Source organism: Streptomyces inusitatus (genome assembly GCF_014651115.1).
In the GTDB taxonomy this organism is placed as follows: domain Bacteria; phylum Actinomycetota; class Actinomycetes; order Streptomycetales; family Streptomycetaceae; genus Streptomyces; species Streptomyces amakusaensis.
The window spans coordinates 95319-120366 of the sequence record NZ_BMWG01000021.1; the positions used below are offsets into that span (position 1 = coordinate 95319).

General features: G+C 69.9%; 28 protein-coding genes, 1 tRNA gene and 1 riboswitch. Of the genes, 20 read left to right on the forward strand and 9 right to left on the reverse strand.

Features of this window, described 5'->3' with window-relative positions; translation table 11 throughout:
* The first annotated feature begins 92 nt into the window (after window positions 1-92).
* Window positions 93-413, forward strand: coding sequence for a hypothetical protein (locus IE247_RS26105; RefSeq protein ID WP_190125732.1), 321 nt, complete (start codon window positions 93-95; stop codon window positions 411-413).
* Window positions 414-457: 44 nt separating this feature from the next.
* On the opposite strand, the gene IE247_RS26110 is transcribed toward IE247_RS26105, so the two are convergent.
* On the reverse strand, window positions 458-1045 hold the full coding sequence (locus IE247_RS26110; RefSeq protein ID WP_190125733.1) for a nicotinamidase: 588 nt from the start codon (window positions 1043-1045) through the stop codon (window positions 458-460).
* Window positions 1046-1228: 183 nt separating this feature from the next.
* A complete protein-coding gene (locus IE247_RS26115; RefSeq protein ID WP_190125734.1) occupies window positions 1229-2557 on the reverse strand; it encodes a nicotinate phosphoribosyltransferase in 1329 nt (442 codons plus the stop codon).
* 139 nt (window positions 2558-2696) lie between these two features.
* Between IE247_RS26115 and clpS the strand changes: the two genes are divergently transcribed.
* From clpS to IE247_RS26165, 11 genes are all read left to right on the forward strand, one after another.
* Window positions 2697-3011, forward strand: a complete 315-nt coding sequence (gene clpS / locus IE247_RS26120; RefSeq protein WP_190125735.1) for an ATP-dependent Clp protease adapter ClpS — start codon at window positions 2697-2699, stop codon at window positions 3009-3011.
* On the forward strand, window positions 3011-3604 hold the full coding sequence (locus IE247_RS26125) for a DUF2017 domain-containing protein (protein WP_190125736.1): 594 nt from the start codon (window positions 3011-3013) through the stop codon (window positions 3602-3604). The genes clpS and IE247_RS26125 overlap by 1 nt, the downstream gene beginning before the upstream one ends.
* 432 nt (window positions 3605-4036) lie before the next feature.
* Window positions 4037-5515: an amino acid permease gene (locus IE247_RS26130; RefSeq protein WP_229869357.1), complete on the forward strand. Its 1479-nt coding sequence runs from the start codon at window positions 4037-4039 to the stop codon at window positions 5513-5515.
* Between the two features lie 94 nt (window positions 5516-5609).
* A complete protein-coding gene (locus IE247_RS26135; protein ID WP_190125738.1) occupies window positions 5610-6032 on the forward strand; it encodes a M67 family metallopeptidase in 423 nt (140 codons plus the stop codon).
* Window positions 6033-6058: 26 nt separating this feature from the next.
* Window positions 6059-6173, forward strand: a riboswitch (cobalamin riboswitch).
* Window positions 6174-6217: 44 nt separating this feature from the next.
* Entirely contained in the window at window positions 6218-7222 is a 1005-nt protein-coding gene (locus tag IE247_RS26140) for an ABC transporter substrate-binding protein (RefSeq protein WP_190125739.1), read from the forward strand.
* 110 nt (window positions 7223-7332) lie between these two features.
* A complete protein-coding gene (locus IE247_RS26145) occupies window positions 7333-8388 on the forward strand; it encodes a FecCD family ABC transporter permease (RefSeq protein ID WP_190125788.1) in 1056 nt (351 codons plus the stop codon).
* A complete protein-coding gene (locus IE247_RS26150) occupies window positions 8385-9158 on the forward strand; it encodes an ABC transporter ATP-binding protein (RefSeq protein WP_190125740.1) in 774 nt (257 codons plus the stop codon). Before IE247_RS26145 ends, IE247_RS26150 begins: the two co-directional genes overlap by 4 nt.
* A gap of 69 nt (window positions 9159-9227) precedes the next feature.
* Window positions 9228-9332, forward strand: coding sequence for a putative leader peptide (locus IE247_RS35075; RefSeq protein WP_344473934.1), 105 nt, complete (start codon window positions 9228-9230; stop codon window positions 9330-9332).
* 102 nt (window positions 9333-9434) lie between these two features.
* On the forward strand, window positions 9435-9713 hold the full coding sequence (locus tag IE247_RS26155; RefSeq protein ID WP_190125741.1) for a MoaD/ThiS family protein: 279 nt from the start codon (window positions 9435-9437) through the stop codon (window positions 9711-9713).
* Entirely contained in the window at window positions 9713-10663 is a 951-nt protein-coding gene (locus IE247_RS26160) for a PLP-dependent cysteine synthase family protein (protein WP_190125742.1), read from the forward strand. The genes IE247_RS26155 and IE247_RS26160 overlap by 1 nt, the downstream gene beginning before the upstream one ends.
* Window positions 10664-11324: 661 nt before the next feature.
* Window positions 11325-12077, forward strand: a complete 753-nt coding sequence (locus tag IE247_RS26165) for an MBL fold metallo-hydrolase (RefSeq protein WP_190125743.1) — start codon at window positions 11325-11327, stop codon at window positions 12075-12077.
* Between the two features lie 69 nt (window positions 12078-12146).
* Here IE247_RS26165 and IE247_RS26170 read toward each other — a convergent pair whose 3' ends face one another.
* Complete coding sequence (locus IE247_RS26170) at window positions 12147-13412, reverse strand: PTS transporter subunit EIIC (protein WP_190125744.1); 1266 nt, start codon at window positions 13410-13412, stop codon at window positions 12147-12149.
* 307 nt (window positions 13413-13719) lie between these two features.
* The gene (locus IE247_RS26175; RefSeq protein ID WP_190125745.1) at window positions 13720-15015 is read right to left on the reverse strand and encodes a PTS transporter subunit EIIC; all 1296 of its coding nucleotides are present in this window, start codon (window positions 15013-15015) and stop codon (window positions 13720-13722) included.
* 249 nt (window positions 15016-15264) lie between these two features.
* On the opposite strand from IE247_RS26175, the gene IE247_RS26180 reads away from it, so the two are divergent.
* The 4 genes from IE247_RS26180 (at window position 15265) to rdgB (ending at window position 17596) form a co-directional block, all read left to right on the forward strand.
* Window positions 15265-15498 carry a PTS sugar transporter subunit IIB gene (locus tag IE247_RS26180; RefSeq protein WP_190125746.1) on the forward strand — a complete coding sequence of 78 codons (234 nt, stop codon included), beginning with the start codon at window positions 15265-15267 and terminating at the stop codon, window positions 15496-15498.
* Window positions 15499-15648: 150 nt separating this feature from the next.
* Window positions 15649-16392, forward strand: a complete 744-nt coding sequence (gene rph, locus IE247_RS26185; RefSeq protein ID WP_190125747.1) for a ribonuclease PH — start codon at window positions 15649-15651, stop codon at window positions 16390-16392.
* Between the two features lie 158 nt (window positions 16393-16550).
* Window positions 16551-16934: a DUF8711 family protein gene (locus IE247_RS26190; protein WP_190125748.1), complete on the forward strand. Its 384-nt coding sequence runs from the start codon at window positions 16551-16553 to the stop codon at window positions 16932-16934.
* A gap of 59 nt (window positions 16935-16993) precedes the next feature.
* Window positions 16994-17596 (forward strand): RdgB/HAM1 family non-canonical purine NTP pyrophosphatase, encoded by a 603-nt coding sequence (gene rdgB / locus IE247_RS26195; RefSeq protein WP_190125749.1) that lies wholly within the window; start codon window positions 16994-16996, stop codon window positions 17594-17596.
* A 63-nt stretch (window positions 17597-17659) separates the two neighbouring features.
* On the opposite strand, the gene IE247_RS26200 is transcribed toward rdgB, so the two are convergent.
* The 4 genes from IE247_RS26200 to bcp form a co-directional block, all read right to left on the reverse strand.
* A tRNA-Leu gene (locus IE247_RS26200) sits at window positions 17660-17735 on the reverse strand.
* A gap of 8 nt (window positions 17736-17743) precedes the next feature.
* A complete protein-coding gene (locus tag IE247_RS26205; RefSeq protein ID WP_229869358.1) occupies window positions 17744-18601 on the reverse strand; it encodes an HNH endonuclease signature motif containing protein in 858 nt (285 codons plus the stop codon).
* A complete protein-coding gene (locus IE247_RS26210; protein WP_190125750.1) occupies window positions 18598-19224 on the reverse strand; it encodes an HNH endonuclease in 627 nt (208 codons plus the stop codon). Before IE247_RS26210 ends, IE247_RS26205 begins: the two co-directional genes overlap by 4 nt.
* A gap of 136 nt (window positions 19225-19360) precedes the next feature.
* The gene (gene bcp / locus IE247_RS26215) at window positions 19361-19828 is read right to left on the reverse strand and encodes a thioredoxin-dependent thiol peroxidase (RefSeq protein ID WP_190125751.1); all 468 of its coding nucleotides are present in this window, start codon (window positions 19826-19828) and stop codon (window positions 19361-19363) included.
* 159 nt (window positions 19829-19987) lie between these two features.
* On the opposite strand from bcp, the gene IE247_RS26220 reads away from it, so the two are divergent.
* Together IE247_RS26220 and IE247_RS26225 are read left to right on the forward strand one after the other, a co-directional pair.
* Window positions 19988-20308: a DUF3618 domain-containing protein gene (locus tag IE247_RS26220; RefSeq protein ID WP_190125752.1), complete on the forward strand. Its 321-nt coding sequence runs from the start codon at window positions 19988-19990 to the stop codon at window positions 20306-20308.
* Between the two features lie 55 nt (window positions 20309-20363).
* Window positions 20364-20720 (forward strand): GroES family chaperonin, encoded by a 357-nt coding sequence (locus IE247_RS26225; RefSeq protein WP_190125753.1) that lies wholly within the window; start codon window positions 20364-20366, stop codon window positions 20718-20720.
* A 34-nt stretch (window positions 20721-20754) separates the two neighbouring features.
* Here IE247_RS26225 and IE247_RS26230 read toward each other — a convergent pair whose 3' ends face one another.
* A complete protein-coding gene (locus tag IE247_RS26230) occupies window positions 20755-23229 on the reverse strand; it encodes a transglycosylase domain-containing protein (RefSeq protein WP_190125754.1) in 2475 nt (824 codons plus the stop codon).
* Window positions 23230-23361: 132 nt separating this feature from the next.
* Between IE247_RS26230 and IE247_RS26235 the strand changes: the two genes are divergently transcribed.
* A complete protein-coding gene (locus IE247_RS26235; protein WP_190125755.1) occupies window positions 23362-24162 on the forward strand; it encodes an ABC transporter permease in 801 nt (266 codons plus the stop codon).
* A complete protein-coding gene (locus IE247_RS26240; protein ID WP_190125756.1) occupies window positions 24155-25042 on the forward strand; it encodes an ABC transporter permease in 888 nt (295 codons plus the stop codon). Before IE247_RS26235 ends, IE247_RS26240 begins: the two co-directional genes overlap by 8 nt.
* The last annotated feature ends 6 nt before the right edge of the window (window positions 25043-25048 follow it).

Sequence of the window (25048 nt, forward strand, 5' to 3'; positions counted from 1 at the left end):
CCGTCGCCCTCTAGCGGGCGGCGGCCGATCGTGTTTAGGTGCGGGGACGGGACCGTTATTGACAGACCATCTTGACGGGGGAGTGGATCAAAATGCCCGGTGGAGGATTCAGCAAGCTGCCGAACGGCAGTGTGGTGGTGGCGCTCAGCCTGCCCAGCCCGCTGGGCGACGGCCGGCCGGCCCGATTCCTGGTGCACGCGGCGAACCGTGCGCGAGCCCTGACCAGGCTGCGCAATCTGGGGCTGCGGGCGGTCTATCTCCGGGGGAACACGGAGCCGCCGACCCCGGACGAGATCACCGCGGTGCTGCACCATCCGGACGGGCTGCTGTGGCGGACGCTGCCGCAGACCGCGTCCGAGCTGTGGCACCCCTTCCGCACCCTGCTGCGGGAGCGCTCCGCGTTACGGGAGTGAACAGCGCGTGTTCATGAATCCCGCCGGGCCGCTCCGGCGTCGCGTCAGCCGACGGGCTTCCCCGTCAGCGTCACGCCCGCCTCCCGCAGCTCCTCCAGCACCCGCTCGGTGCGCTCCTTCGACACGCCCGCCGTGAGATCGAGCAGCACCTGGGTGGTGAACCCCTCGCGCACCGCGTCCAGCGCCGTCGCGCGCACACAGTGATCCGTGGCGATCCCGACCACGTCGACCTCGGTCACCCGGTGCGCGCGCAGCCAGTCGGCGAGCTTGGCGCCGTTCTCGTCCGAGCCCTCGAAGCCGCTGTAGGCCGCCTCGTAGGCGCCCTTGTCGAAGACCGCGTCGATCGCGCCCGAGGCGACCGCGGGCGCGAAGTTCGGATGGAAGCCCACGCCCTCCGTCCCCGCCACACAGTGGCGCGGCCAGCTGGTCTCGAAGTCGGGGGTGTCGGAGAAGTGGCCGCCCGGGTCGATGTGGTGATCACGGGTGGCGACGACATGGCGGTATCCGGCGGGCGCCGACTGGCCGATCAGCTCGGTGACGCCGGCCGCGACCTCGGCGCCCCCGGTCACCGCGAGGCTGCCGCCCTCGCAGAAGTCGTTCTGAACGTCGACGACGATCAAGGCCCGGTGCATGGCGGCTGTCCTTCGGAGTCGGGGTCGGGGTCGGGGTCGCGCGGTGGCTGGAGACGCCGGTGAGGCTTCCGTGCCTCTCCGTGTCTCTCCGTGCCTCAGTAATACCGCACGGGAGCCTTTTCATGAGCATGGCAGCGGAGAGCGGGCGCGTCACAGGGGGAAGCCTTGCCGCGCCCGCCCGTCTCACACATACTCCGTCGGCAGGACCGGCTCCCCCCGGGAGAGCTGGACGGCCGACATCGGCAGCGCCGCCCGCGCGGCGATGTGCCGCTCGCGCGCCGTGTCCAGCGACTCCCGCGCCACCACCTTGCCGTCCCTGACCAGCTCCACCAGCAGCTGTCGCGCCGCCAGCTCCGTGGGCACCGGCCCGGTGCCCACGACCTCGGCCTCCGCGACCGACTCCGCGTCCAGCCGCCGGGCGGCCCACTTGCGGCCGCCGAGGGAGTACTTCGCGCCGAGGGACTTCTTCGCCACCGGCTCCAGCGGGGCCCCGGGCTCCGCCGAGCGGGCGCGGGCGACCAGCTTGTACACCATCGAGCAGGTGGGGTGCCCGCTGCCGGTGACCAGCTGGGTGCCGACCCCGTACGCGTCCACCGGCGCGGCGGCCAGCGAGGCGATGGCGTACTCGTCCAGGTCGGAGGTGACGACGATCCTGGTGTCCCGCGCGCCCAGCTCGTCGAGCTGCTGGCGCACCCGGTGCGCGACCAGCAGCAGATCGCCGGAGTCGATCCGGACCGCCCCGAGACCCGGCCCGGCGATCTCCACGGCGGTACGGACGGCCTCGGCCACGTCGTAGGTGTCGACCAGCAGGGTGGTGCCGCGCCCGAGCGAGTCGACCTGGGCGCGGAAGGCGTCCCGCTCGCTGTCGTGCAGCAGGGTGAAGGCGTGCGCGCTGGTGCCCACCGTCGGGATCCCGTAGCGGAAGCCCGCCGCGAGATCGGAGGTGGAGTCGAAGCCGCCGACATAGGCAGCCCGGGCGGAGGCCACCGCGGACAGCTCGTGGGTGCGCCGCGCGCCCATCTCGATCAGCCGCCGGCCGCCGGCCGCCGAGGACATCCGGGAGGCGGCGGCGGCGATCGCCGAGTCGTGGTTGAGGATCGACAGGATCACCGTCTCCAGCAGCACGCACTCGGCGAAGGAGCCCTCGACCCGCAGCAGCGGGGAGCCGGGGAAGTAGACCTCGCCCTCCGGATAGCCCCAGATGTCGCCGCTGAAGCGGTAGGAGGAGAGCCACTTCAGGGTGGGCTCGTCCACGATCCCGCGCTCGCGCAGGAAGCCGATCACATCCGCGTCGAAGCGGAAGTTCTCCACGGCGTCCAGCACCCGGCCGGTGCCCGCGACGACGCCGTACCGCCGTCCCTCGGGGAGCCTGCGGGTGAAGACCTCGAAGACCGAGCGGCGGCCCGCGGTGCCCGCCCGCAGGGCCGCCTGGACCATCGTGAACTCGTACTGGTCGGTGAAGAGGGCGGTCGAGGGGACGTCCACCGGCAGTCCCAGATCAGCGGTGTTCACGGCACTCAGCCTCGCGCTTTCGTCTCGGTCGCCCTTCGAGCACGGGCGATCCAGCCATGGCCCGGATGCTACCCCACATCTCGTCAAAGTGACGAGATGTGGGTGGCCGTTTATGCGCCGAGCCCCCCTGAGTGGCAGCATGGACCAGGTGAGTGTTGCTCCCACAGAGATCGAACGTCCTGAGTCGGCGGAGGAGACCTTCGCCGTTCCCGAGCCCGACGTGCCGTGGGTGACGCTCGTCCACAACGATCCGGTGAATCTGATGAGCTATGTGACCTACGTCTTCCAGGCGTACTTCGGTTACTCCAAGGACAAGGCGCGCAAACTGATGCTCGACGTCCACCAGAAGGGGCGCGCCGTCGTCTCCAGCGGCAGTCGCGAGGAGATGGAGCGCGACGTCCAGGCGATGCACGGATACGGACTGTGGGCGACCCTCTCCCAGGACCGCAACTGATGCCGGGACACTTCGAGCCGGTCCCCGGCGGCGGCGCGGCCATCGCGCTGGACGAGGTCGAGATCTCGATCCTGCGCTCGCTCGCCGTGCAGCTCCTCGAACTGATCGGGCCCGGCGAGACGCCCGTCGAGGGCGAGGACCCCCTCGCCGCCCTCTTCGCCGAGGGCCCGAGCGAGCCGCCCGCCGACCCCGCGCTGGCCCGGCTCTTCCCCGACGCCTATGTCGACCCCGCCGCCGGGAAGCCCGACGACGAGCTTCAGGAGGCCTCCTCCGAATTCCGCCGCTTCACCGAGAACGATCTGCGCACCCACAAGCGCGAGGACGCGATGGCGGTGGTCCGCGCCCTCGATTCACTCACCGTGGACGGCGAGGGCGGCGCGGTGCTGAAGCTGACCGCGCCCGACTCCGTGCCCTGGCTGCGCTCGCTGAACGACCTCAGGCTGACCATCGGCACCCGTCTGGAGGTCACCGACGAGGACGAGGGCGCGGGGCTCTACCGGCTGCCGGACTCCGATCCGCGCAAGCCGATGGTGATGGCCTACCTCTGGCTCGGGGTGCTTCAGGAGACCCTCGTCGAAACCCTGATGCCCTGACCCGGCTCCACCCGCCCTCCCCGCGGCCCCCTGCGCGGCCCCTTCACACCCCCTTCACGGCCCCCGGCGGCCCGCCCCGCCGGGGCCCGTCGGCGCGCCCCCGCGCCACCCCCGTACCGACCCCCCGGTGAACGCTCAGCGGACGCTCAAATCCGGATAACGATCACATCACCGCACCCGAACGCTTTGTCGTGTCGGGGGACATATGTCCGTCTCTGGCGGTGGTCTGCGTCACACTCTTCCTCAATGATCTCCGTGTCGACCGTGATAAATCTTCACGACCGCCAGGGGCGCCACCCATGCCCCTGGGGGCGCTTGAGCCGGCGGATCGCCGGTAGCACTCCATCCGTATCCGGGGGGATCAGGACCTGATCCGCGTCCGCGCGCCAATGGCGGCGGGAGCGGATCCGCATGGAGAAAGGGCGCACCAACATGACCTCAGTGCAGGTCGGCAAAGATGACGGGCACGACGGCAAGGGTGTCGCGGGGCTCACCGGCACCGCCACCGCCACCGCCGCGGAGACCGCGGGCGGACCGGGCGCGGACCAGGGCTACCACCGCAGCCTGGGCGCCCGCCAGATACAGATGATCGCGATCGGCGGAGCGATCGGCACCGGTCTCTTCCTCGGCGCGGGCAAGGGCATCTCCAAGGCCGGACCCAGCCTCATCCTGGCCTACGCCATCGCCGGCGTGGTCATCTTCTTCATCATGCGCGCCCTCGGCGAACTGCTGATGTACCGCCCGGTCGCGGGCTCCTTCTCCGAGTACGCACGCGAGTTCATCAGCCCCTTCGCGGGCTACGCCACCGGCTGGACCTACTGGCTCTTCTGGGTCGTCACCGGAATGACCGAGGTCACCGCCGCGGCCAGCTATATGACGTACTGGTTCGACGTCCCCCAGTGGATCTCCGCACTGGTCTTCACGATCATCCTCTACGGCGCGAACCTGATCTCCGTGAAGCTCTTCGGCGAGCTGGAGTTCTGGTTCTCCATGGTCAAGGTCACCGCCATCATCGGCATGATCCTGATCTGCCTCGGCATCCTCACCCTCGGCTTCTCCGACGCGGGCGACACCGCGTCCGTCTCCCTCCTCTGGGACGACGGCGGCTTCTTCCCCAAGGGCATCGGCGGCACGCTGATGACCCTCCAGATCGTGATGTTCGCCTTCCTCGCGGTCGAACTGGTCGGCGTCACCGCGGGCGAGTCCAAGGACCCCGAGAAGACCCTCCCCAAGGCCATCAACACCGTGCCGTGGCGCATCGCCGTCTTCTACATCGGCGCGCTGATCATGATCCTGTCGGTGGTCTCCTGGACCAACTTCAAGCCCGGCGTCTCCCCCTTCGTCGCCGCCTTCGACGAGATGGGCCTCCAGACCGGCGCGGCCATCGTGAACTTCGTCGTCCTCACCGCCGCCCTCTCCTCCTGCAACTCCGGCATGTACTCCACCGGCCGGATGCTGCGCGACCTCGCGCTCAACAGCCAGGGCCCGAAGTTCTTCACCCGGCTCACCAAGAACGGCACCCCGCTGATCGGCACCACCTTCTCCGCGGGCCTGATGATGATCGGCGTCTGGATCAACTACCAGTGGCCCGGCGAGGCCTTCAACAAGATCGTCTCCTTCGCCACCATCTCCGGCATGTGGGCCTGGATCATGATCCTGGTCAGCCAGATCCGCTACCGCGCCAAGGCCGACCGCGGCGAACTCCCGCAGTCCACCTTCAAGGCCCCCGGCGCGCCCTACACCAGCTGGTTCGCGCTCGCCTTCATCGGCATGGTCATCGTGCTCATGGGCATCGACAAGGACGCCAGGATCTCCCTCTACGTCGCCCCGTTCTGGGCGCTGATCCTCGGCGTGTCCTATCTGCTCCTCAAGCGCCGCAACCCCCAGGGCGCGGCCTTCCTCAAGCGCTGACCGCCGCCCCGCCGGCGGCGGCGAACGAACGGGCGGGCCCGTACCGACAGCGGTACGGGCCCGCCCGTTCGCCCGTCTGCTTATCCTGATCGCCATGCTGACCCTGACCCAGGCTCTCTTCGACCAGATCGTGGCGCACGCCCGCGCCGACCACCCCGACGAGGCGTGCGGCGTGGTCGCCGGCCCCGAGGACAGCGGCCGCCCCGAGCGCTTCATCCCCATGCTGAACGCCGCCCGCTCGCCCACGTTCTACGAGTTCGACTCCGCGGATCTGCTCAAGCTCTACCGTGAGATGGACGACAACGACGAAGTGCCGGTGATCATCTACCACTCGCACACCGCCACCGAGGCATACCCCTCGCGAACGGACATCTCCTACGCGAACGAACCCGCCGCGCACTACGTACTGGTCTCCACCGCCGACACCGACGCCGCCGGACCCTTCCAATTCCGCTCCTTCCGCATCGTGGACGGCGAGATCACCGAAGAAGACATCAAGGTCGTGGATGCATACTGAGCGCTGACCGAGTTCCGACTCGACATGTCTGAAAACGGGCGGCAGGACCCAGGAAGCCGGTGCGAATCCGGCGCGGTCCCGCCACTGTGACCAAGCCCCCCGGCTTGGCAGCCAGGAACTGACCTGCCGCCCTTCTCCCAACACCAAGGGGACGTGGAAATCCCCGGAGGAGGCCGTACCCCGTCATGTCCGCACACCGCTCCGCACACCGCTCCGCACACCGCTCCACCCGCGCGCTCATAGCCGCCGCCCTGCTGCTCCCGCTCGCCGCCTGCGCCGCCGACACGGAGAAGAAGCCCGCCGACACCAAGGCCGCCGACACCGGCGGAGCCTTCCCCTACACCGTCGACAACTGCGGTGTGAAGACGACGTACCAGAAGGCCCCCGAACGGGCCGTCACCATGAACCAGCACGTCACCGAGATCATGCTCGAACTCGGCCTGGAGAAGTCCCTCACCGGCACCGCCTACCTCGACGACCAGGTCCTGCCGCGCCACCGGAAGACGTACGACGCCATCCCCGTACTCGCCAAGGAGTACCCCTCCAAGGAGAAGCTCCTCGCCGCCAACCCCGACTTCGTCTACGGCGGATACGCCAGCGCCTTCGACGCCAAGGACGGCCGCACCCGCGACGAGCTGAAGAAGTCCGGCATCGACTCCCGGCTCAACATCGAATACTGCGCCAAGGGCAGGACCACCCTCGACGAGGTCTACCGCGAGATCGACGAGATCGGCCGCACCTTCGGCGCCGGCGACCGCGCCCAGAAGTGGATCACCGAGGCGCGCGCCACCGTCAAGAAGACCGAGGAGCGGTTCAAGGGCCGCGAGCCCAAGCCCGTCTTCGTCTACGACAGCGGCGACAAGACCGCCCAGACCGTCGGCGGCACCGGCATCGGCAACGAACTGATCACCCGGGCCGGCGGCCGCAATGTCTTCGCGGGCATCGGCAAGGCCTTCGGCGACGCCACCTGGGAGCAGGTCGTCGCCGGCAAGCCGGAGATCATCGTCATCCTCGACTACGGCGCCACCACCGTCGAACAGAAGAAGAAGCGCCTGCTGGACGACCCGGTGCTCCGCGACGTCCCCGCCGTCAAGAACAAGAAGTTCGCCGTACTCCCGCTCTCCGACGCGGTCCTCGGAGTACGCGCACCCGAAGCCATCACCAAGCTGGCCTCGCAGTTCTCCGAGTGAGGCCCGCCGCTGTGAAGCCCGCCACCCAGCCGACCCCCGCGCCCGGCACGGAACCCGCCTCCGTGCCCGGCACGGAACCCGCCTCCGTGCCCGGCACGGAACCCGCCCCCGTGCCCGCCCGCCGGACCGGAGCCCGCCCCTCCACCGCAGCCGCCTCCCGGCTGCGGTACGGGGCCGTCCTCACCGCCCTCACGGCGGCCCTCGCCCTCGCGGTGGTCGCGGGCCTCAGCCTCGGCTCCGTACGCATCCCGCCGGGACAGGTGATCGACGCGCTCCTCCCCGGCGCGGCACCCAGCCCGTTCCGCACCATCGTCATGGACGTACGACTGCCCCGCGTCCTGCTCGGCGTCCTCGTCGGCGCGGGGCTCGCCGTCTGCGGCACCGTCCTCCAGGCCCTGGTGCGCAACCGGCTCGCCGACCCCTTCCTCCTCGGGATCTCCTCCGGAGCCTCCACCGGAGCCGTCGTCGTCCTCACCCTCGGCATCGGCGCCACCACCGCCGTCGCCATGCCCATCGGCGCGTTCGCCGGAGCGCTCGCCGCGACCGTCCTCGTCTACGGACTGGCCCGCCGCGGCGGCTCCATGACCGGCACCCGGCTCGTCCTCGCGGGGGTGACCGTCTCGTACATCCTCACCGCCCTCACCACCCTCGTCCTCGTCTCCTCCGCCCGACCCGAACACTTCCGCGAAGCGCTCTACTGGTCACTCGGCGGCCTCGGCAGCGCCCGCTGGGACGCCCTCTGGATCCCCGGCCTCGTCCTCGCCGCCGCCCTGCCCCTGCTCCTCGCCCTCGCCCGCCCCCTCGACCTGCTGCTCGTCGGAGAAGAAGGAGCCACCGTCCTCGGACTCGACGTCTCCCGCTTCCGGGCCGCCGTCTTCATCCTCGTCTCCCTGGTCACCGCCGTCCTGGTCTCCGCCAGCGGCGCCGTCGGCTTCATCGGACTGATGGTCCCCCACGCCGCCCGGCTCCTCGTCGGCGCGACCCACCGCGCCCTCCTGCCGGTCTCCGCCCTCGGCGGCGCCCTCGCCCTCGTCGTCGCCGACCTCGCCGCCCGCACCGTCGCCTCACCGCAGGACATCCCCGTCGGAGTGCTCACCGCCCTCATCGGCGGCCCGCTCTTCCTCTGGCTGATGCGCTCCCGCAACGCACAAGGAGCCGTCCTGTGACCGCCTCCCTCACCCTCACCGGAATCACCTACGAGACCGACGGCCGCACCCTCCTGCACGGCATCGCCCTCGACGCCCGCCCGGGCGAGACCGTCGGCCTCGTCGGCCCCAACGGCAGCGGCAAGACCACCCTGCTGCGCTGCGTCTACGGCACACTCCGCCCCAGCGCCGGAAGCATTCACCTCGACGGCGACGAACTCACCGCACTCGGACCCAAGGCCCGCGCCCGGCGCGTGGCCAGCGTCCCCCAGGACAGCCCCGGCGAATTCGAACTGACCGTCCGCGAGATCGTCGCCATGGGACGCGCCCCGCACAAACGCTTCTGGGAACAGGACACCGCGAACGACGCCTCCGTCGTCGACGACGCCCTCCACCGGCTCCGCATCACCGACCTCGCCGACCGAGCCTTCCCCTCCCTCTCCGGCGGCGAACGCCAGCGCGCCCTCGTCGCCCGCGCCCTGGTCCAACGGCCCGCGCTGCTCGTCCTCGACGAACCCACCAACCATCTCGACATCCGCTACCAACTGGAGATCCTCGGCCTGATCCGCACCCTCGGCACCACCAGCCTGCTGGCCCTCCACGACCTCAACCTCGCCGCCTACTACTGCGACCGGATCCATGTCCTCAAGGCCGGACGGCTCGTCGCATCCGGCACGCCCCACGAGGTCCTGACCCCCGAACTGCTCGCCGAGGTCTACCGCGTCAAGGCCGAGATCGCGGTCCATCCGACCACCGGAGCCCCCACGATCACCTATCTCCCGCCCGCATAGTGAACGGTTTCCGTCCGGCATCCGAGATCACATTCCGGATCCCGGACCGGGAATCGATACGATGACCGCATGGTTCTCCACGACATGAGCGACAAGGCGCGAGGCGGCTCAGTGCTGCTCGTCGCACGGCTCCATGTCGACCTGTGCCGCGTCGCCGGCGCGATGTGTCCCTGAGCACCGAAAGCCCCACCGCTTTCCGGCCACCGAGCCTCTCGACCGCCGTTCCCCAGCTCTTCCGCTCTCGCCCTACCGTCCTGACGACTGGAGCCCCACGCCATGGCCATCGACGTCCGCATCCCCACCATCCTGCGCACCTACACCGACGGCGCGAAGGCCGTACCCGGCAGCGGCGACACCCTCGCCGACCTCTTCACCGACCTGGAGACCCGCCACAGCGGCATCCAGGAGCGCATCGTGGAGGAGGGCCAGCTCCGCCGCTTCATCAACGTCTACCTCAACGACGAGGACGTCCGCTTCCTGGACGGCATCACCACCAAGCTCTCCGACGGCGACGTCGTCACCATCCTCCCGGCGGTCGCCGGCGGCATGTACTGATGCGTTACGACTCCCCGCTCGCCGCGGTCGGCAACACCCCGCTGGTCCGCCTCCCCCGGCTCTCCCCCTCGGACGACGTCCGCATCTGGGCCAAGCTGGAGGACCGCAACCCGACCGGCTCCATCAAGGACCGCCCCGCCCTCCACATGGTGGAACAGGCGGAGAAGGACGGCCGCCTCACCCCCGGCTGCACCATCCTGGAGCCGACTTCCGGCAACACCGGCATCTCACTGGCGATGGCGGCCAAGCTCAAGGGCTACCGCATCGTCTGCGTGATGCCGGAGAACACCAGCGAGGAGCGCAGGCAGCTGCTGGCCATGTGGGGCGCGGAGATCATCCCCTCCCCGGCGGCCGGCGGCTCCAACACCGCTGTACGCGTCGCCAAGGAACTCGCCGCCGAGAACCCCTCCTGGGTGATGCTCTACCAGTACGGCAACCCCGACAACGCGGGCGCGCACTACGCCACCACCGGCCCGGAGATCCTCACCGACCTCCCCTCCATCACCCACTTCGTCGCCGGCCTCGGCACCACCGGCACCCTGATGGGCGTGGGCCGCTACCTCCGCGAACACGTCCCCGGCGTCCGCATCGTCGCCGCCGAGCCCCGCTACGACGACCTCGTGTACGGGCTCCGCAACCTCGACGAGGGCTTCGTCCCCGAGCTCTACGACCCCTCCATCCTCACCACCCGCTTCTCCGTCGGCTCCGCCGACGCGGTTACCCGCACCCGGGAGCTCCTCCAACAGGAGGGGATCTTCGCCGGAGTCTCCACCGGGGCCGCGCTCCACGCCGCGATCGGCGTCGGCCGCAAGGCCCTGGCGGCGGGCGAGTCCGCCGACATCGTCTTCGTCGTCGCCGACGGCGGCTGGAAATACCTCTCCACCGGCGTCTACACCGCCCCCACCACCGAAGCCGCCATCACCCTCCTCCAGGGCCAACTCTGGGCCTGACCCTTCGGGGCCCCTGGCCCCGCCCAGGAGGGGCCCGCGTAGGGCAGCCGTCCTGCTGATTGACGACCCTGCCCCAGTGAGGGCCCCTGGGGCACGGGGTCCGTCCTCAATCTCCCCCCCAGGGCTTCGCCTGGGAGGGACCCCAGCGGGGCTTGATTCTGAGGCTCTTGCCAGGTGCGGGCCCTGGTTGGGGGCCAGCCCCCAAGCCCCCGCGCCTCAAACTCCCCCAGGGCTTCGCCTGGGAGGGACCCCCAGCGAGGCTGGATTTTGAGGCTCTTGCCCAGCGCGGCGGGGATGGCTCTGACGTGGAGGGGACGCGCAGGGATCGGGGCCGGGACGTAAAGCGGCGCAGCTCGCGCGGAGCGCGGTGAGGAAAGCAGTCCCGGACCCGAGCCCGGAGCGGACCCGTACCCCAGGCACCGGCCCCCGGCCACGGACCCGGACCCCAGGTATCGACCCGCACCGGGTGTGGACCTCCCCCGGGGCCCGCCGCAGGCGTGCCCCCCTTTGTGCGCCCTCCGAATCGGTGACAGCGCAGGTGAGTTCGCCCACAACGCCCCACCCCGGAGGAGCGGCACCTCGTTTTGCGCTTTACGCTCAACGGACCGCACACCCAGACCCACCCCCAGCCCTCCTCCCCGTCCACGGAGGTCCAAGCTTCATGAAGCTCACCGTCGTCGGCTGCTCGGGGTCGTTCCCGTCCGCGGAATCGGCCTGTTCGAGCTACCTCGTAGAGGCCGACGGCTTCCGGCTGCTCCTCGACATGGGCAATGGCGCCCTCGGCGAGTTGCAGCGTCACATCGGTCTCTACGACCTCGATGCCATCTTCCTCAGCCACCTCCACGCCGATCACTGCATCGACATGTGCGGGTATTTCGTCGCCCGCTACTACCGCCACGACGGCGGCCGCTGCGACGCGATCCCGGTCTACGGCCCCGAGGGCACCGAGCAGCGCCTCACCACCGCGTACGCGGACACCCCTTCCCCCTCCTCGATGAGCGAGGTCTTCGACTTCCACACCCTGAAGCCGGGCAGCTTCGAGATCGGCCCGTTCTCGGTCCGTACGGAACGGGTGGCCCACCCGGTGGAGGCGTACGGCATCCGGCTGGAACACGGCGGCCGGACGCTGACGTACTCGGGGGACACGGGGGTCTGCGAGGCGCTGCACGAGCTGGCGGACGGCGCGGATCTCTTCCTCTGCGAGGCGTCCTTCACCCACGGGAAGGAGACCGTCCCGGATCTTCACCTCAATGGCCGAGAGGCGGGCGCGCACGCCGAGCGCGCGGGGGCGGGGCGGCTGCTGTTGACGCATGTGCCGCCGTGGACGGACGGGGAGCGCAATCTGGCGGACGCCCGGGCGGTCTACGGGGGCCCGGCGGAGCTGGCGGCCACAGGAGTGACGTACACGGTCTGAACGCATGAACGCCTGAACGAGAAACGGCCCCGATCCTGAACCAGGACCGGGGCCGTTGTGCACAGGGGGCTACTTCCCCTCCGCCTTGAGCAGCTCGGCCAGCTCCTCGTCGGACTCGCGCCCGGGCGTCGGCAGATTGAATTTGGTGATCGCGAACCGGAACACCACGTAGTACACGGCCGCGAAGCACAACCCCACGAGCGCCAGCCCCCACGGGTTGGACGCGATCCCGAGGTTCAGTACGAAGTCCACCGCTCCGGCGGAGAAGCCGAAGCCGTCCTTCATGCCGAGGGCCCAGGTCAGCGCCAGCGACACCCCGGTGAGGACCGCGTGGACGGCGTAGAGCACCGGCGCGATGAACATGAAGGTGAACTCGATGGGCTCGGTGACGCCGGTGACGAAGGAGGTCAGGGCGAGGGAGAGCATCATGCCGCCGACGATCTTGCGGCGCTCGGGCCGGGCGCAGTGCACGATCGCGAGACAGGCGGCGGGCAGCGCGAACATCATGATCGGGAAGAAGCCGGTCATGAACTGTCCGGCGGTCGGGTCCCCGGCGAGGAAGCGGGCGATGTCGCCGCTCTTGCCCTCGTAGGAACCGGCCTGGAGCCAGGGGAAGGAGTTCAGCAGGTGGTGCATGCCGACCGGGATGAGCGCGCGGTTGGCCATGCCGAAGATTCCGGCGCCGACCGCTCCGGAGCCGACGAGCCACTCGCCGAAGTTGTGCAGACCGGTGCCGAGGACGGGCCAGATGAAGCCGAAGGCTATGCCGATGAAGAGACCGGCGAAGGCGGAGAGGATCGGGACGAGCCGCCGGCCGCCGAAGAAGCCGGCCCAGTCGGGCAGCTTGGTGCGGTAGAAGCGCTGGTAGAGCAGGGCGACCACGAGGCCCATGACCACACCGCCGAGGACCTTGGCGTCCACGGGGGCGTCCTGCATCACTATCTTGCCGTCGACGACCTTGCCGACCTGCGCCAGGTTCTTGTCGGTGAAGGTGGCGAGGACGTTCTTGAAGACGAGGTATCCGGTGACGGCGGCGAGCGCGGTCGAGCCGTCCGACTTCTTCGCGAAGCCGATCGCGATGCCGACGGCGAAGAGCAGCGGCATGTTGTCGAGCAGCGCGTTGCCGCCCGCGTGCATGTATCCGGCGAACTTGGTGACGAAGGCCGGGAAGGACTCCCGTCCGAGCATGTCGTCATTGCCGAGCCGGACGAGGAGCGCGGCGGCGGGCAGCACCGCCACCGGCAGCATCAGGCTGCGGCCGATGCGCTGCATGACAGCCATCACGCCCGCGCCCTTCTTCTTCTCGGCCGCGGGGGCGGCGCCAGCCGTGGTCATCACAATCCTCCAGGGGGCCAAGGCGCCGCCGGGGGAGAAAAGCAGAAGAGGCGGCGTCTCAGGGGGACGCGGCACGCCGCCGCGTGGTCTAAACCACTGAGTGGTGTAGACCTTTGTAGCACGTGAAACTTAGATAAGGAACCTGCGAATAGCGGCCGATTAGACAACGATCCTGTGGAATTGAACGGCACTCGACCTGCGGGCTTTCATCGCGGCAGAGAGAAGGACGCACAACGGAAGGGGTCCACCGTCCCCTCGCGCGGATCCGGTGAGCCCCTTCGGCCTTTCAAAGCCCCTTGATGGAGGCCTATTTGACGTTGTCCCGCTCGATCTCCTTCTCGATCTCCTCGGGCTCCCGCCCGGGCACCGGAAGATCGAATTTGGTGATCGCGAACCGGAAGATCGCGTAATACACGACCGCGAAGCCGAGCCCGATCGGAATGATCAGCCAGGGCTTGGTCGCGAGACTCCAATTGATCACATAGTCGATCAGTCCGGCCGAGAAGCTGAATCCGTCCTTGACCCCCAGTGCCCAGCTCACCGCCATCGACACACCGGTGAGCACCGCGTGGACCGCGTAGAGCGCCGGGGCCACGAAGAGGAAGGAGTACTCGATCGGCTCGGTGATGCCCGTCACAAAGGAGGTCAGACCGACCGACAGCATCAGCCCGCCGATCTCCTTGCGGCGGTGCGGATGCGCGCAGTGGGTGATCGCGAGACAGGCGGCGGGCAGCGCGAACATCATGATCGGGAAGAAGCCGGTGGTGAACTGCCCGGCGTTCGGGTCCCCGGCCAGGAACATCGAGATGTCGCCGTGCACCACCGTGCCGTCCGGCTTGGTGTAACTGCCGAGCTGGAACCAGATCGGCACATTGAGGAACTGATGCAGCCCGATGACCAGCAGCGCCCGGTTGGTGACACCGAAGATGCCCGAACCCCATGCGCCCAGGCTGACCAGCCAGTCGCTGAAGCTCTCCAGGGCGGAGCCGATCGGCGGCCAGATCCACAGGCACAGCGCGGCGAAGGCGATCGCGACGAACGCCATGATGATCGGCACCAGCCGCCGCCCGTTGAAGAATCCGAGCCAGTCGACCAGCTTGGTGCGGTGGTAGCGCTGCCAGAAGTACGCCGCCAGCAGACCCATCACGATGCCGCCGAAGACCCCGGGGTTCTGATACGTGAAGGGGGCGACCGAGCCGTCCGCCCCCTGGCAGCCGGTGACCACCACCTGGCCGCCGACCTCGCAGTCCTTGGGGAACTGGAGCAGCACGTTGTAGTAGACGAGGAAGCCGGTGACCGCCGCCAGCGCGGTCGAGCCGTCGGCCTTCTTCGCCATGCCGATCGCGACACCGACGCAGAACAGCAGCGGCAGCCCGATGTTCGCGTCGAGCAGCGCACCGCCCGCGCCGGCCATGACCTTGGCGACATCGTTCCAGCCCAGGCCGTCCTGGCCGAAGACATCGGGCTGTCCCAGCCGGTTGAGGATGCCCGCGGCGGGCAGTACGGCAATGGGGAGCTGAAGGCTCCGCCCCATCTTCTGCAAGCCCTGGAACAGCTTGTTCCAGGCGGACGGCTGTGCCGCGACGGCACTCCCTGAACTCATCGGCGTCCTCCCGGACTGACCAGGTTTGGCAGGCGTCCCAAATTGGTGTAGACCAGTTGCAATACATCGCCGGGCCATGACGGCGGCCGAGACGGGGAACGCCGGTGATCGTCATCATTCGACAGATGACGGTTACCCGCCCGTGAAGATGGGCCAACCGTGCGTTACCGTGACAAAAGCGGACCGCTGGTGGGCCGACGAGCGCCGAGCGCCCGATGCGGGCGCCGCTTGAAACGCAGGGAGAGAACCATGGCCAGCAAGGCAGAGAAGATCGTCGCCGGGCTCGGCGGAGTCGACAACATCGAGGAGATCGAGGGCTGCATCACCCGACTCCGCACCGAAGTCGCCAACCCCGACCTCGTCGACGAAGCCGCGCTCAAGGCCGCGGGCGCACACGGAGTCGTCAAGATGGGCACCGCGATCCAGGTCGTCATCGGCACCGACGCCGACCCGATCGCCGCCGAGATCGAAGACATGATGTGACGACCGGCCACCCCAGCCGCACAGACCACACCGGCCCCACAGGTCACCCGGACTGACCGCGCCGCCCACAGACAGGCCCGCGACAGCCGCCCGGCGAGGGCCCGGCTCCATGGAGCCGGGCCCTTCCGCGCAGCCGATAGGCTCAACGCCATGTCTCGAATCGACGGCCGCACCCCCGAACAGCTCCGCCCCGTGACCATCCAGCGCGGATGGAGCAAGCACGCCGAGGGCTCCGTCCTCATCTCCTTCGGCGACACCAAAGTCTTCTGCACCGCCTCCGTCACCGAAGGCGTGCCGCGCTGGCGCAAGGGCAGCGGCGAAGGGTGGGTCACCGCCGAGTACTCGATGCTCCCCCGCGCCACCAACAGCCGCGGCGACCGCGAATCCGTACGCGGCAAGATCGGCGGCCGCACCCACGAGATCAGCCGCCTCATCGGCCGCTCACTCCGCGCCGTGATCGACTACAAGGCCCTCGGCGAGAACACCATCGTCCTCGACTGCGACGTCCTCCAGGCCGACGGCGGCACCCGCACCGCCGCCATCACCGGCGCCTACGTCGCCCTCGCCGACGCCGTCACCTGGGCCCAGAACCGCAAGCTCGTCCGCGCCGGCCGACAGCCCCTCACCGGCACCGTCGCCGCCGTCTCCGTCGGCATCGTCGACGGCGCACCCCTCCTCGACCTCTGCTACGAGGAAGACGTCCGCGCCGACACCGACATGAACGTCGTCTGCACCGGCGACGGCCGCTTCGTCGAGGTCCAGGGCACCGCCGAGGCCGAGCCCTTCGACCGCGCCGAACTCAACGCCCTCCTCGACCTCGCCGCCGGCGGCTGCGCCGATCTGACCGCCATCCAGCGCGACGCCCTCGCCCGCACCGAGGCCGCCGCCGGATAACCGGCGACCGCCGGCACCGCCGACGAGCAGGAAAGACCACCCGGGTAAAGCCGGGTCAGGTAAAGAAGCAACCAAAAACGCCCCCAGGGGCGTCGTCAGTGGCATGTGCGCACGGAATCGAACCGTGCGCACATCCACATCCGGGAGGGACCAGTTCCATGGCCGCGCGCCGCCGTTTCGCTCTTACGCTCGCCACCGCCGCTCTGATCGTGCCGATCACCGTCGGTTGCAGCGCCATCGACAAGGCCCTCGACTGCGTCGACACCGCCAAGGCCGTGACCACCAGCGTCGGCCAGCTCACCGAGGCCGTCGGCAGCGCCGCCGAGGACCCCACCAAGGCGCGTGAGGCCCTCGACTCCATCGACAAGGAGCTCAAGGAGCTCGGCGACAAGACGGACAACGCCGATGTGAAGAAGGCGGGCGACGACCTCGGCGCCGCCGTCGACAACGTCCGCAAGTCCATCGAGGGCGGCGACCCCACCCCCGACATCACCCCGGTCACCGACGCCGCCGCCGAGATGGGCAAGGTCTGCAGCCCCTGACACCACCCGGAATCCGGGCCCCGGACAACACCTGATCCGCGGGCCCGGATAATCGGGGCATGACCCGCATCGTCCTCGCCACCCGCAACGCCGGGAAGATCACCGAACTCAGGGCCATCCTCGCCGCGGCGGACCTCCCGTACGACCTCGTCGGCACGGACGCCTACCCCGAGATCCCCGACGTCAAGGAAACCGGCGTCACCTTCGCCGAGAACGCCCTGCTCAAGGCCCACGCCCTCGCCCAGGCCACCGGACTCCCCGCCATCGCCGACGACTCCGGCCTCTGCGTCGACGTCCTCGGCGGCGCCCCCGGCATCTTCTCCGCCCGCTGGGCCGGCACCCACGGCGACGACGCCGCCAACCTCGCCCTCCTCCTCGCCCAGCTCTCCGACATCGCCCCCGAACACCGCGCCGCCCACTTCTTCTGCGCCGCCGCCCTCGCCCTCCCCGACGGCACCGAACGCGTCGTCGAAGGCCGCATGCCCGGCACCCTCCGCCCCACCCCCGCCGGCACCAACGGCTTCGGCTACGACCCCATCCTCCAGCCCGACGGCCACACCCGCACCGCCGCGGAACTGACCCCGGACGAGAAGAACGCGATCAGCCACCGCGGGAAGGCGTTCAGGGAGCTGGTGCCGGTGATCCGGGAGCTGCTGGGCTGAGCCGCGCACGTGCGGGCATGCCGAAGGGCACGGCTCTTGTCGCTGAGCCGCGCCCTCTGACTGTGGGCCCGGTGGGACTCGAACCCACGACACGCCGGGTCTAAGCCGACGCCCTCTTGGCCAGCTGGGGTACGGGCCCCCACGGCCTTACTGTACTGGCCCCGGGGGTGTGGTTGTGAAGCGATACCGGTTCGAGAAGGTGACGGTCTGACTGTGGCAGGAAGGGCACAGATACCGAAGGTTATCCCTCCGGTTGTCCAGCCGGTCGCCGTTGATGTGATCGATCTCCAGGACGAGACGCTTTCCCTGCCAGCTGTCGCCGAGCCCGCACGCGGAGCAGACATGAGGCACGCCCTCGTCGTCCAGAGCCCGCCTCAACAGCAGGGTCTTGGTGCGGGACGAGCCGGGCGGGAGCTTCCGCAGGATGTCCTCCGCCGCCTTACGAGTGGGTGCGCGACGGCCCGCGTTGTGCCGCTGCCCGGTGAAGTGAGCGGTCGACAGGCCGTATGCCGCGATCCCGCGTCTGACCTCCGCTCTGCTCACTCCTCCCGGTGACACCTCGCCGAGCGCCCGTATCACTCCCGGCAGGCTCTGCGAGTCGGCGACCGCCCGGGCGAGTTCGTCCCGGGGGAGGAGCGGACCGTGTCTCCGCCGACCGGTGAAGTGGGAGGTGTCGATGCCGAACTTCACCAGCCTGCCGCTGATATGGCTGTAGGCGCTGTCGTACGGCGCGACACCCATGTACGCGAGCATCTCCCCGACGCTGTGGGAGTGGGCGGCGGCCGCCTCCAGCACCTCCCTCGGGTACGAGTGGGCCGGACGCGGCGGCAGTGGCTCGTCGGCGAAGTGGGAGGTGTCGATGGAGTAGTGCGCCAGCCTGTCGCGCAGATACCGGCGGGGGCCACTGCCGAGCGGCGCGCCCACTCTGCGCATCAGGTCGACCAGGCTGCCCGCCTCGGCGGCGGTGCGCGCCAGCAGATCGCGGGGGTACTTCGGCTCGCTCACGGCGTCGATACCCGCTTCCGTCCCCGGTAGGTGTCCGTCACCGAGTGACAGTTGGGGCAGAGCAGCCGGAGGTTCTCCCGGCGGTTGTCCCACCACTCGCCGTTCACATGGTCGACCTCCAGCCGGAGGGGATTCCCGTTCCACTCGGGGCCGGTGTCGCACATGGCACAGGCATCGGGGACTCCGAGGCCCAGAAGCGCTCGGCGCAGACGCCGCCCGGGAACCCTTCCACCGTCCGGCGACCCGAGTGAGAGCAGCGCGTCGGCCGTTCTTCTGGCGGGCCGCCTCCGCTGCGGACGGAAATGCGAGATGTCGATGCCGAGCGCGGCTATGCGTCGGCTGATATGCGTGTGGTTGCCGCCCACCGGGCTGAGCCCGAGTCGGCGCACGACCTCTTGAACGGATGTGGACGCCACGACCGCTTCATTCAGGATTCGCTCCGTGTGTCGCACCCGCCGGTCGGCCAGATGCGAGACGTCTATCCCCGCTTCCGACATCTTCTGCCGCACATAGCGCTTGGTGCCCGGTGTCGGCGTACGTCCGCACCAGCGGATCGCGGCGTCCCAGTCATCGGTCCGGGCCGCCGCTTCCGCCAGCATCTCCCGGGTGTATCTCACTGCCATCTCTCTCCCCGTCCCGGTCGCGCGTTCGTGACCCGAACGGACCAACGATCCGCCATCCGGACGGTTACGTCCGAAATGCGGAACAGCCCGTCCCGCTTCAAGGGCGGGACGGGCCGTTCGACAGGGCGGGGCCGGGTCAGATGGCCAGGTCCTTGATGATTTTGGCGACGTGGCCAGTGGCCTTGACGTTGTAGAAGGCGCGCTCGACCTTGCCGTGTTCGTCGATGACGATGGTGGAGCGGATCACTCCGGTGACGGTCTTGCCGTAGAGCTTCTTCTCGCCGAAGGCGCCGTACGCGGCCAGGACCTCCTTGGAGGGGTCGCCGACCAGGGTCACCTTGAGGCTCTCCTGCTCACGGAACTTGGCGAGCTTCTCGGGCTTGTCGGGGGAGACGCCGATGACGTCGTACCCGGCGTCGGCGAGGAGCTGGAGGTTGTCGGTGAAGTCGCAGGCCTGCTTGGTGCAGCCGGGGGTGAGGGCGGCGGGGTAGAAGTAGACGATGACCTTCCGGCCTTGGTGGGAGGCGAGGGACACCTCTTTGCCGTCCGCGTCGGGCAGGGTGAACGCGGGGGCGGTGTCGCCGGGCTGGAGTCGCTCGCTCATGGTTCTCCTCGTGGGGGCCGGGCCGGTTCGCGCCGGCGGAAGTCAAGCCGTGCGGGTGTACCCCGCCGAGCGTAATAGGGGTGCCGTGGGGTGCGTGCGCGGTCGAGCTGACAGACTGGCGGTGAGGAAGTACCGGATCACGACCACGGAGGCGGCGCGGTGTCGGACGCGAGGACCCCTGCGCAGATCGAGGCGGACATTGTCCGCCGGCGCGAGCAGCTTGCCGAGACGCTCGATGAGATCGGGGTGCGGGTGCACCCTTCGACCGTCATCGGCGACGCGAAGGCGAAGGTCGCCGGGACGGTGGACCGCACGGCGGGACGGGCCTGTGCGGCGGTGAATCGTACGGTGACGGGTGTCCGCTCCCGGTTTGTCGGGGAGGACGGGGTGCCTCGTCTGGAGCGGGTGATCCCGGTGGCTCTGCTGGTCGTGGGGCTGGTCGGGCTGCTCGCCTCCTCCTCGCGCAAGAGCAAGGGCTGAGCACTGGTCGACCCCGCGCGCCGACGGAACGCCCGAAGGCGGGTAAGTTCGAGTCGTGAGCGCCAACAGCCATGAGCAGAGCACCCAGCACGACAAGCTTCCGATCCGGATGCTGCACGACCGTGTGCTGGTGCGGACCGACATTCCCGAGGGCGAGCGGCGTTCCAGCGGCGGCATCGTGATCCCCGCGACGGCGGCGGTGGGCCGGCGGCTCGCCTGGGCCGAGGTCGTGGCCGTGGGTCAGAGTGTGCGGAGCGTGGAGCCGGGGGACCGGGTGCTGTACGACCCCGAGGACCGGGCCGAGGTCGAGGTGCGGGGGGTGGCGTACGTCCTGATGCGGGAGCGCGATCTGCACGCGGTGGCGGCCGACCGCTTCCAGGGCTCCGAGGACTCCACGGGCCTTTACCTCTGAGGGCCGGGTGACCGGGTGGTGACCGGCCTGACCCTCACGGTCCGGTGGCCTGCGGCGTGACCGGCGCGCCCAGTGGCCCGGCGGGGCCCTCCGGCCCGGCGCCGACCCCGCCGACTCCGCCCGCCCCGCCGACCCCGCCCACGCTCCCGGCCCCCGCGCCGACGCCGATGCTGCCGATGCCGCCGTCGGGCAGGCCGCCGATCGAGAGGTCGCCGCCCGGTTCCGTACCGAATCCGCCGTCGCCTCCCGCCCCGCTGCCGTCGCCCGCCGTGGCCGCCTGGTCGTCCACCGGCCGGGGGCTGCCCACGGTGGTCGGCCCGGGCGGCGGGGCGGTGGGCGGCGGGCTCTGGGCGGGGCTCGGCCGGCCCGGCCAGGGCGGTGAGGCCGCCCCGGTCGGGCTCGGCGGCGGGGAGGTCCGGGGCTCGTCGCGGGCGTTCGGCCCGAGCCACAGCCGGAACTCCACGATCTCCTCGCCCTCCAGCGCCATGCCGGTGAACTGCCCCCAGATCCGCGCGGGCGCGCCGCCGCCGTTGACCCTGGGCAGTCCGAGCGCCCCGTAGAGCGGTTTCTGCGCGCCGGTGTCCGGGTCCTGTCCCATCACGGCGACCACGGTCGCCAGCTCGGGGGTGTAGCCGGCGAACCAGGCCGCGCGGTCCTCCTCCGCGGTGCCCGTCTTGCCCGCCGCGGGGCGGCCGGCCGACAGCGCCGCCGTGCCGGTGCCGCCGTTCACGACGCTCTGGAGGACGGCGGTGGTGGTGTCGGCGGCCTCGCGGTCGATGACCTGTCTGCTTCTCCGTCCGGGCAGCGGTACCTCCTGGCCGTCCTTGGTGACCTTGGCGACGATCGTGTACGTGCCGTGTCTGCCGTGGTTGGCGAGGGTCGCGTACGCCTCCGCCATGTCGAGCACGCTCGCGGTGGCGGGGCCCAGCGCGATGGAGGGCGAGGGGGTGAGGTCGGGGGTGCTCGCGGGGAGTCCGAGGGCGATCGCGGTCCGTTTGACCCGGTCGGGTCCCACGTCCATCGCCATCTGGGCGTACACCGAGTTCACGGACTTGTCGGTGGCCTCGGCGACGGTGATCGGGCCGTAGGAGTGGCCGTCCTCGTTCTCGGGGGAGTAGGGCCGTCCGCTCCAGCCCTGGACGGTGCGCCGGTCGGTGCCGTCGTAGATCGTGTCGGGGGTGATCAGTCTGCCGTCCTGGGTGCGGGAGTGGTTCTCGAAGGCGGCGGCGAGGACGAAGGGCTTGAAGGTGGAGCCGACCTGGTAGTCGCGGCGGGTGGCGTTGTTGACGTACTGCCGGGTGTAGTCGACGCCGCCGTACATGGCGAGGACCCGGCCGGTGGCCGGGTCGATGGAGGCTCCGCCGACCCGGATGTTGCGGTCGGCCTTGCGGTCCGGGTCGAGCCGGGAGGTGACCTGGTCCTCCACGGCGCGGACGAAGGCGTTCTGCTTGGCGCGCTCCAGGGTGGTGGTGATCCGGTAGCCGCCCGCCGCGAGGGTGTTCTCGTCGAGGATGCGGTGGCCGGTCAGATAGTCCTCGACGGCCTGGACGACATAGCCGCGCTGGCCGGAGAGCCCGCCTGCGGGTCTGGCGCGCAGGGGTTCGGGGAAGGTGAGGACGGCTCGTTCGGCGGGGTCCAGCCATTTCTCCTTGACCATGCCGTCGAGGGTGTAGTTCCAGCGGGCGACGGCGGCCCCCCGGTTCTCGGGGTGGAGGCTGGTGTCGAAGGCGCTGGGGGCGTTGAGGAGGGAGGCGAGGTAGGCGCCCTCGGCGGTGTCGATGTCCTCGATGTCCTTGCCGTAGTAGGCCTGGGCGGCGGCCTGGACGCCGTAGGCGTTGCGGCCGAAGTAGCTGGTGTTGAGGTAGCCCTGGAGGATCTCGTTCTTGCTCTGTTCGCGGCTGAGTTTGACCGAGATGAAGAATTCCTTCCATTTCCGGGAGAGGGTCTGTTCCTGGCCGAGGTAGTAGTTCTTGACGTACTGCTGGGTGATGGTGGAGCCGGACTGTTTGCCCTTGCCGGTGAGGGTGTTCCAGGCGGCGCGGACCATGGCCTGGGGGTCGACCGCGCGTTCGGAGTAGAAGTCCCGGTCCTCGGCGGCGAGTACCGCTCGCTGGACGGTGAGGGGGACGTCCGCCAGGGGGACGTTCTCGCGGTTGACCTCGCCGTCGCGGGCGATCTGGGAGCCGTCCTCGTAGAGGTAGACATTGGACTGGGCGGTGGCGGTGGCGTTGGCGGGCGGGATGTGGACGAGGGCGTATCCGGCGGCGAATCCGCCGATCAGCAGCAGGGCGAGGAAGAGGACGGCGCCGAGCGTCATCCGCCAGGTGGGGACGAGCCGCCGCCATCCGGTACGCCGGGGCCGTCGGCCGGGCGGCTGTCCGGCCCCCCGCCCGGAGCCCCGTCCGGACCCCTGCCCAGCCCCCCGTCCGGGCTCCGGCTCCGGCGCGGTCGCGGGCGCGGTCGCGTCCCTGGTCGGCCGGTCCGGTTGCTGTGACGGCTCCTCACTCATGCGCCCATAGTGCACTTTTACTGTGAATATCCCCTGTATCCTCCCTGCTTTCCCGCATAAATACTTCGCGGGCTTCCACCCGGCCGCACTAGGGTCTGTCCCTTTGGCATCGGCGGGCGGGAGGGTGGACGGGTGCGGCTGTACGGCGTGGTGGCGGCCGGGGGATTCCGGCGCTTCGCGACCTACCGGGTGGCGACGGCGGCGGGGATCTTCACCAACACCGTCTTCGGTTTCATCATGGCGTACACCTATATCGCCCTCTGGGACGAGCGTCCCCGGCTCGGCGGCTACGACGTGTCCGAGGCGCTCACCTATGTCTGGCTCGGCCAGGCGCTGCTGATGGCGTGCGCCATGATGGGCGGCGGCTTCGAGGACGAGCTGGTCGAGCGGATCCGTACCGGCGACATCGCCGTCGACCTCTACCGCCCCGTCGACCTCCAGCTCTACTGGCTGGCGGGCGATCTGGGCCGGGCGGCCTTCCATCTGCTGGGCCGGGGGGTGGCCCCGATGGCGTTCGGGGCGCTCGCCTTCGAGCTGGCGCTGCCGGGGTCCGTGCTGACCTGGGCGGCGTTCCTGGTGTCGGTGGTGCTCGGGGTGCTGGTGAGCTTCGCGATCCGTTTCGTGGTCGCGCTGTCGGCGTTCTGGCTGCTGGACGGCGCGGGGGTGATGCAGATCAGCTGGCTGGCGGGGCTGTTCTTCTCGGGGATGATGCTGCCGCTCAATATCTTCCCCGGGACGCTGGGCGAGGTGGCCCGGGCGCTGCCCTGGTCGGCGCTGCTCCAGGTGCCGGCGGATGTGCTGCTGGGCAAGAGCACCGGGTGGGGGCTGGCGGGGGCGTTCGCCTTCCAGGCGGGATGGGCGGTGGCGCTGCTCGTGGCGGGGCGGCTGCTCCAGAGCGCGGCGACGCGCAGGGTGGTGGTCCAGGGTGGCTGAGCCTCTGTCCGACCAGGTGGAAGAGGGCCCGGGGCCTGCTCGGACCGACGAGGGCCCGGAGTCCGCCGTACGGGCCCTGCGGAACGGGCTGCGCGTCTACGGCCTGATCGTCGCGATGTGGGTCCGCTCCACGATGACGTACCGCGCGTCCTTCCTGATGACGACCCTCGCCGGTTTCACGGTGACCGCTCTCGACTTCATCGCGATCCTGCTGATGTTCTCGCACGTCGACGCGCTCGGCGGCTACAGCCTCGGCGAGATCGCCTTTCTCTACGGCGCGGTCGGCACCGCCTTCGGACTGACCGATCTCACCATGGGCTCGGTGGACCGGCTCGGCCGCCGGATCCGCGACGGCACGCTGGACGCCCTGCTCGTACGCCCCGCCCCGGTGCTGGCCCAGTTCGCGGCCGACCGGTTCGCGCTGCGCCGGCTGGGCCGGATCACCCAGGGGCTGCTGGTCCTGACGTACGGGCTGGTGACGGTGGACGTCGACTGGACCCCGCTCAAGGCGCTGATGGTGCCGATGATGGTGCTCAGCGGCTCGGTGATCTTCGCGGCGGTGTTCGTGGCGGGGGCCGCCTTCCAGTTCTGGGCGCAGGACGCGGCGGAGGTCCAGTCGTCCTTCACCTATGGCGGCAGCACGCTGTTGCAGTATCCGCCGACGGTCTTCGCCGAGGATCTGGTGCGCGGGGTCACCTTCATCGTGCCGCTGGCCTTTGTCAACTGGCTGCCCGCGCTGTATGTGCTGGGGCGGCCCTATCCGCTCGACCTGCCGCAGCAGCTCGCCTTCGCGCCGCCCCTGGTCGCCGCCGTCTGCTGCTGGGCGGCCGCACTGGCCTGGCGGGCGGGGCTTCGTTCCTACCGGAGTACGGGAAGTTGAGTACTG

What these genes read in the sequence shown, in the direction of transcription:
- IE247_RS26105 (WP_190125732.1), top strand. Translation starts at nt 93, where the DNA reads ATGCCCGGTGGAGGATTCAGCAAGCTGCCGAACGGCAGTGTGGTGGTG.
- IE247_RS26110 (WP_190125733.1), bottom strand. Translation starts at nt 1,045, where the DNA reads ATGCACCGGGCCTTGATCGTCGTCGACGTTCAGAACGACTTCTGCGAG.
- clpS (WP_190125735.1), top strand. Translation starts at nt 2,697, where the DNA reads ATGGACCAGGTGAGTGTTGCTCCCACAGAGATCGAACGTCCTGAGTCG.
- IE247_RS26125 (WP_190125736.1), top strand. Translation starts at nt 3,011, where the DNA reads ATGCCGGGACACTTCGAGCCGGTCCCCGGCGGCGGCGCGGCCATCGCG.
- IE247_RS26130 (WP_229869357.1), top strand. Translation starts at nt 4,037, where the DNA reads ATGACCTCAGTGCAGGTCGGCAAAGATGACGGGCACGACGGCAAGGGT.
- IE247_RS26135 (WP_190125738.1), top strand. Translation starts at nt 5,610, where the DNA reads ATGCTGACCCTGACCCAGGCTCTCTTCGACCAGATCGTGGCGCACGCC.
- IE247_RS26140 (WP_190125739.1), top strand. Translation starts at nt 6,218, where the DNA reads ATGTCCGCACACCGCTCCGCACACCGCTCCGCACACCGCTCCACCCGC.
- IE247_RS35075 (WP_344473934.1), top strand. Translation starts at nt 9,228, where the DNA reads ATGGTTCTCCACGACATGAGCGACAAGGCGCGAGGCGGCTCAGTGCTG.
- IE247_RS26155 (WP_190125741.1), top strand. Translation starts at nt 9,435, where the DNA reads ATGGCCATCGACGTCCGCATCCCCACCATCCTGCGCACCTACACCGAC.
- IE247_RS26160 (WP_190125742.1), top strand. Translation starts at nt 9,713, where the DNA reads ATGCGTTACGACTCCCCGCTCGCCGCGGTCGGCAACACCCCGCTGGTC.
- IE247_RS26165 (WP_190125743.1), top strand. Translation starts at nt 11,325, where the DNA reads ATGAAGCTCACCGTCGTCGGCTGCTCGGGGTCGTTCCCGTCCGCGGAA.
- IE247_RS26170 (WP_190125744.1), bottom strand. Translation starts at nt 13,412, where the DNA reads ATGACCACGGCTGGCGCCGCCCCCGCGGCCGAGAAGAAGAAGGGCGCG.
- IE247_RS26175 (WP_190125745.1), bottom strand. Translation starts at nt 15,015, where the DNA reads ATGAGTTCAGGGAGTGCCGTCGCGGCACAGCCGTCCGCCTGGAACAAG.
- IE247_RS26180 (WP_190125746.1), top strand. Translation starts at nt 15,265, where the DNA reads ATGGCCAGCAAGGCAGAGAAGATCGTCGCCGGGCTCGGCGGAGTCGAC.
- rph (WP_190125747.1), top strand. Translation starts at nt 15,649, where the DNA reads ATGTCTCGAATCGACGGCCGCACCCCCGAACAGCTCCGCCCCGTGACC.
- IE247_RS26190 (WP_190125748.1), top strand. Translation starts at nt 16,551, where the DNA reads ATGGCCGCGCGCCGCCGTTTCGCTCTTACGCTCGCCACCGCCGCTCTG.
- rdgB (WP_190125749.1), top strand. Translation starts at nt 16,994, where the DNA reads ATGACCCGCATCGTCCTCGCCACCCGCAACGCCGGGAAGATCACCGAA.
- IE247_RS26210 (WP_190125750.1), bottom strand. Translation starts at nt 19,224, where the DNA reads ATGGCAGTGAGATACACCCGGGAGATGCTGGCGGAAGCGGCGGCCCGG.
- bcp (WP_190125751.1), bottom strand. Translation starts at nt 19,828, where the DNA reads ATGAGCGAGCGACTCCAGCCCGGCGACACCGCCCCCGCGTTCACCCTG.
- IE247_RS26230 (WP_190125754.1), bottom strand. Translation starts at nt 23,229, where the DNA reads ATGAGTGAGGAGCCGTCACAGCAACCGGACCGGCCGACCAGGGACGCG.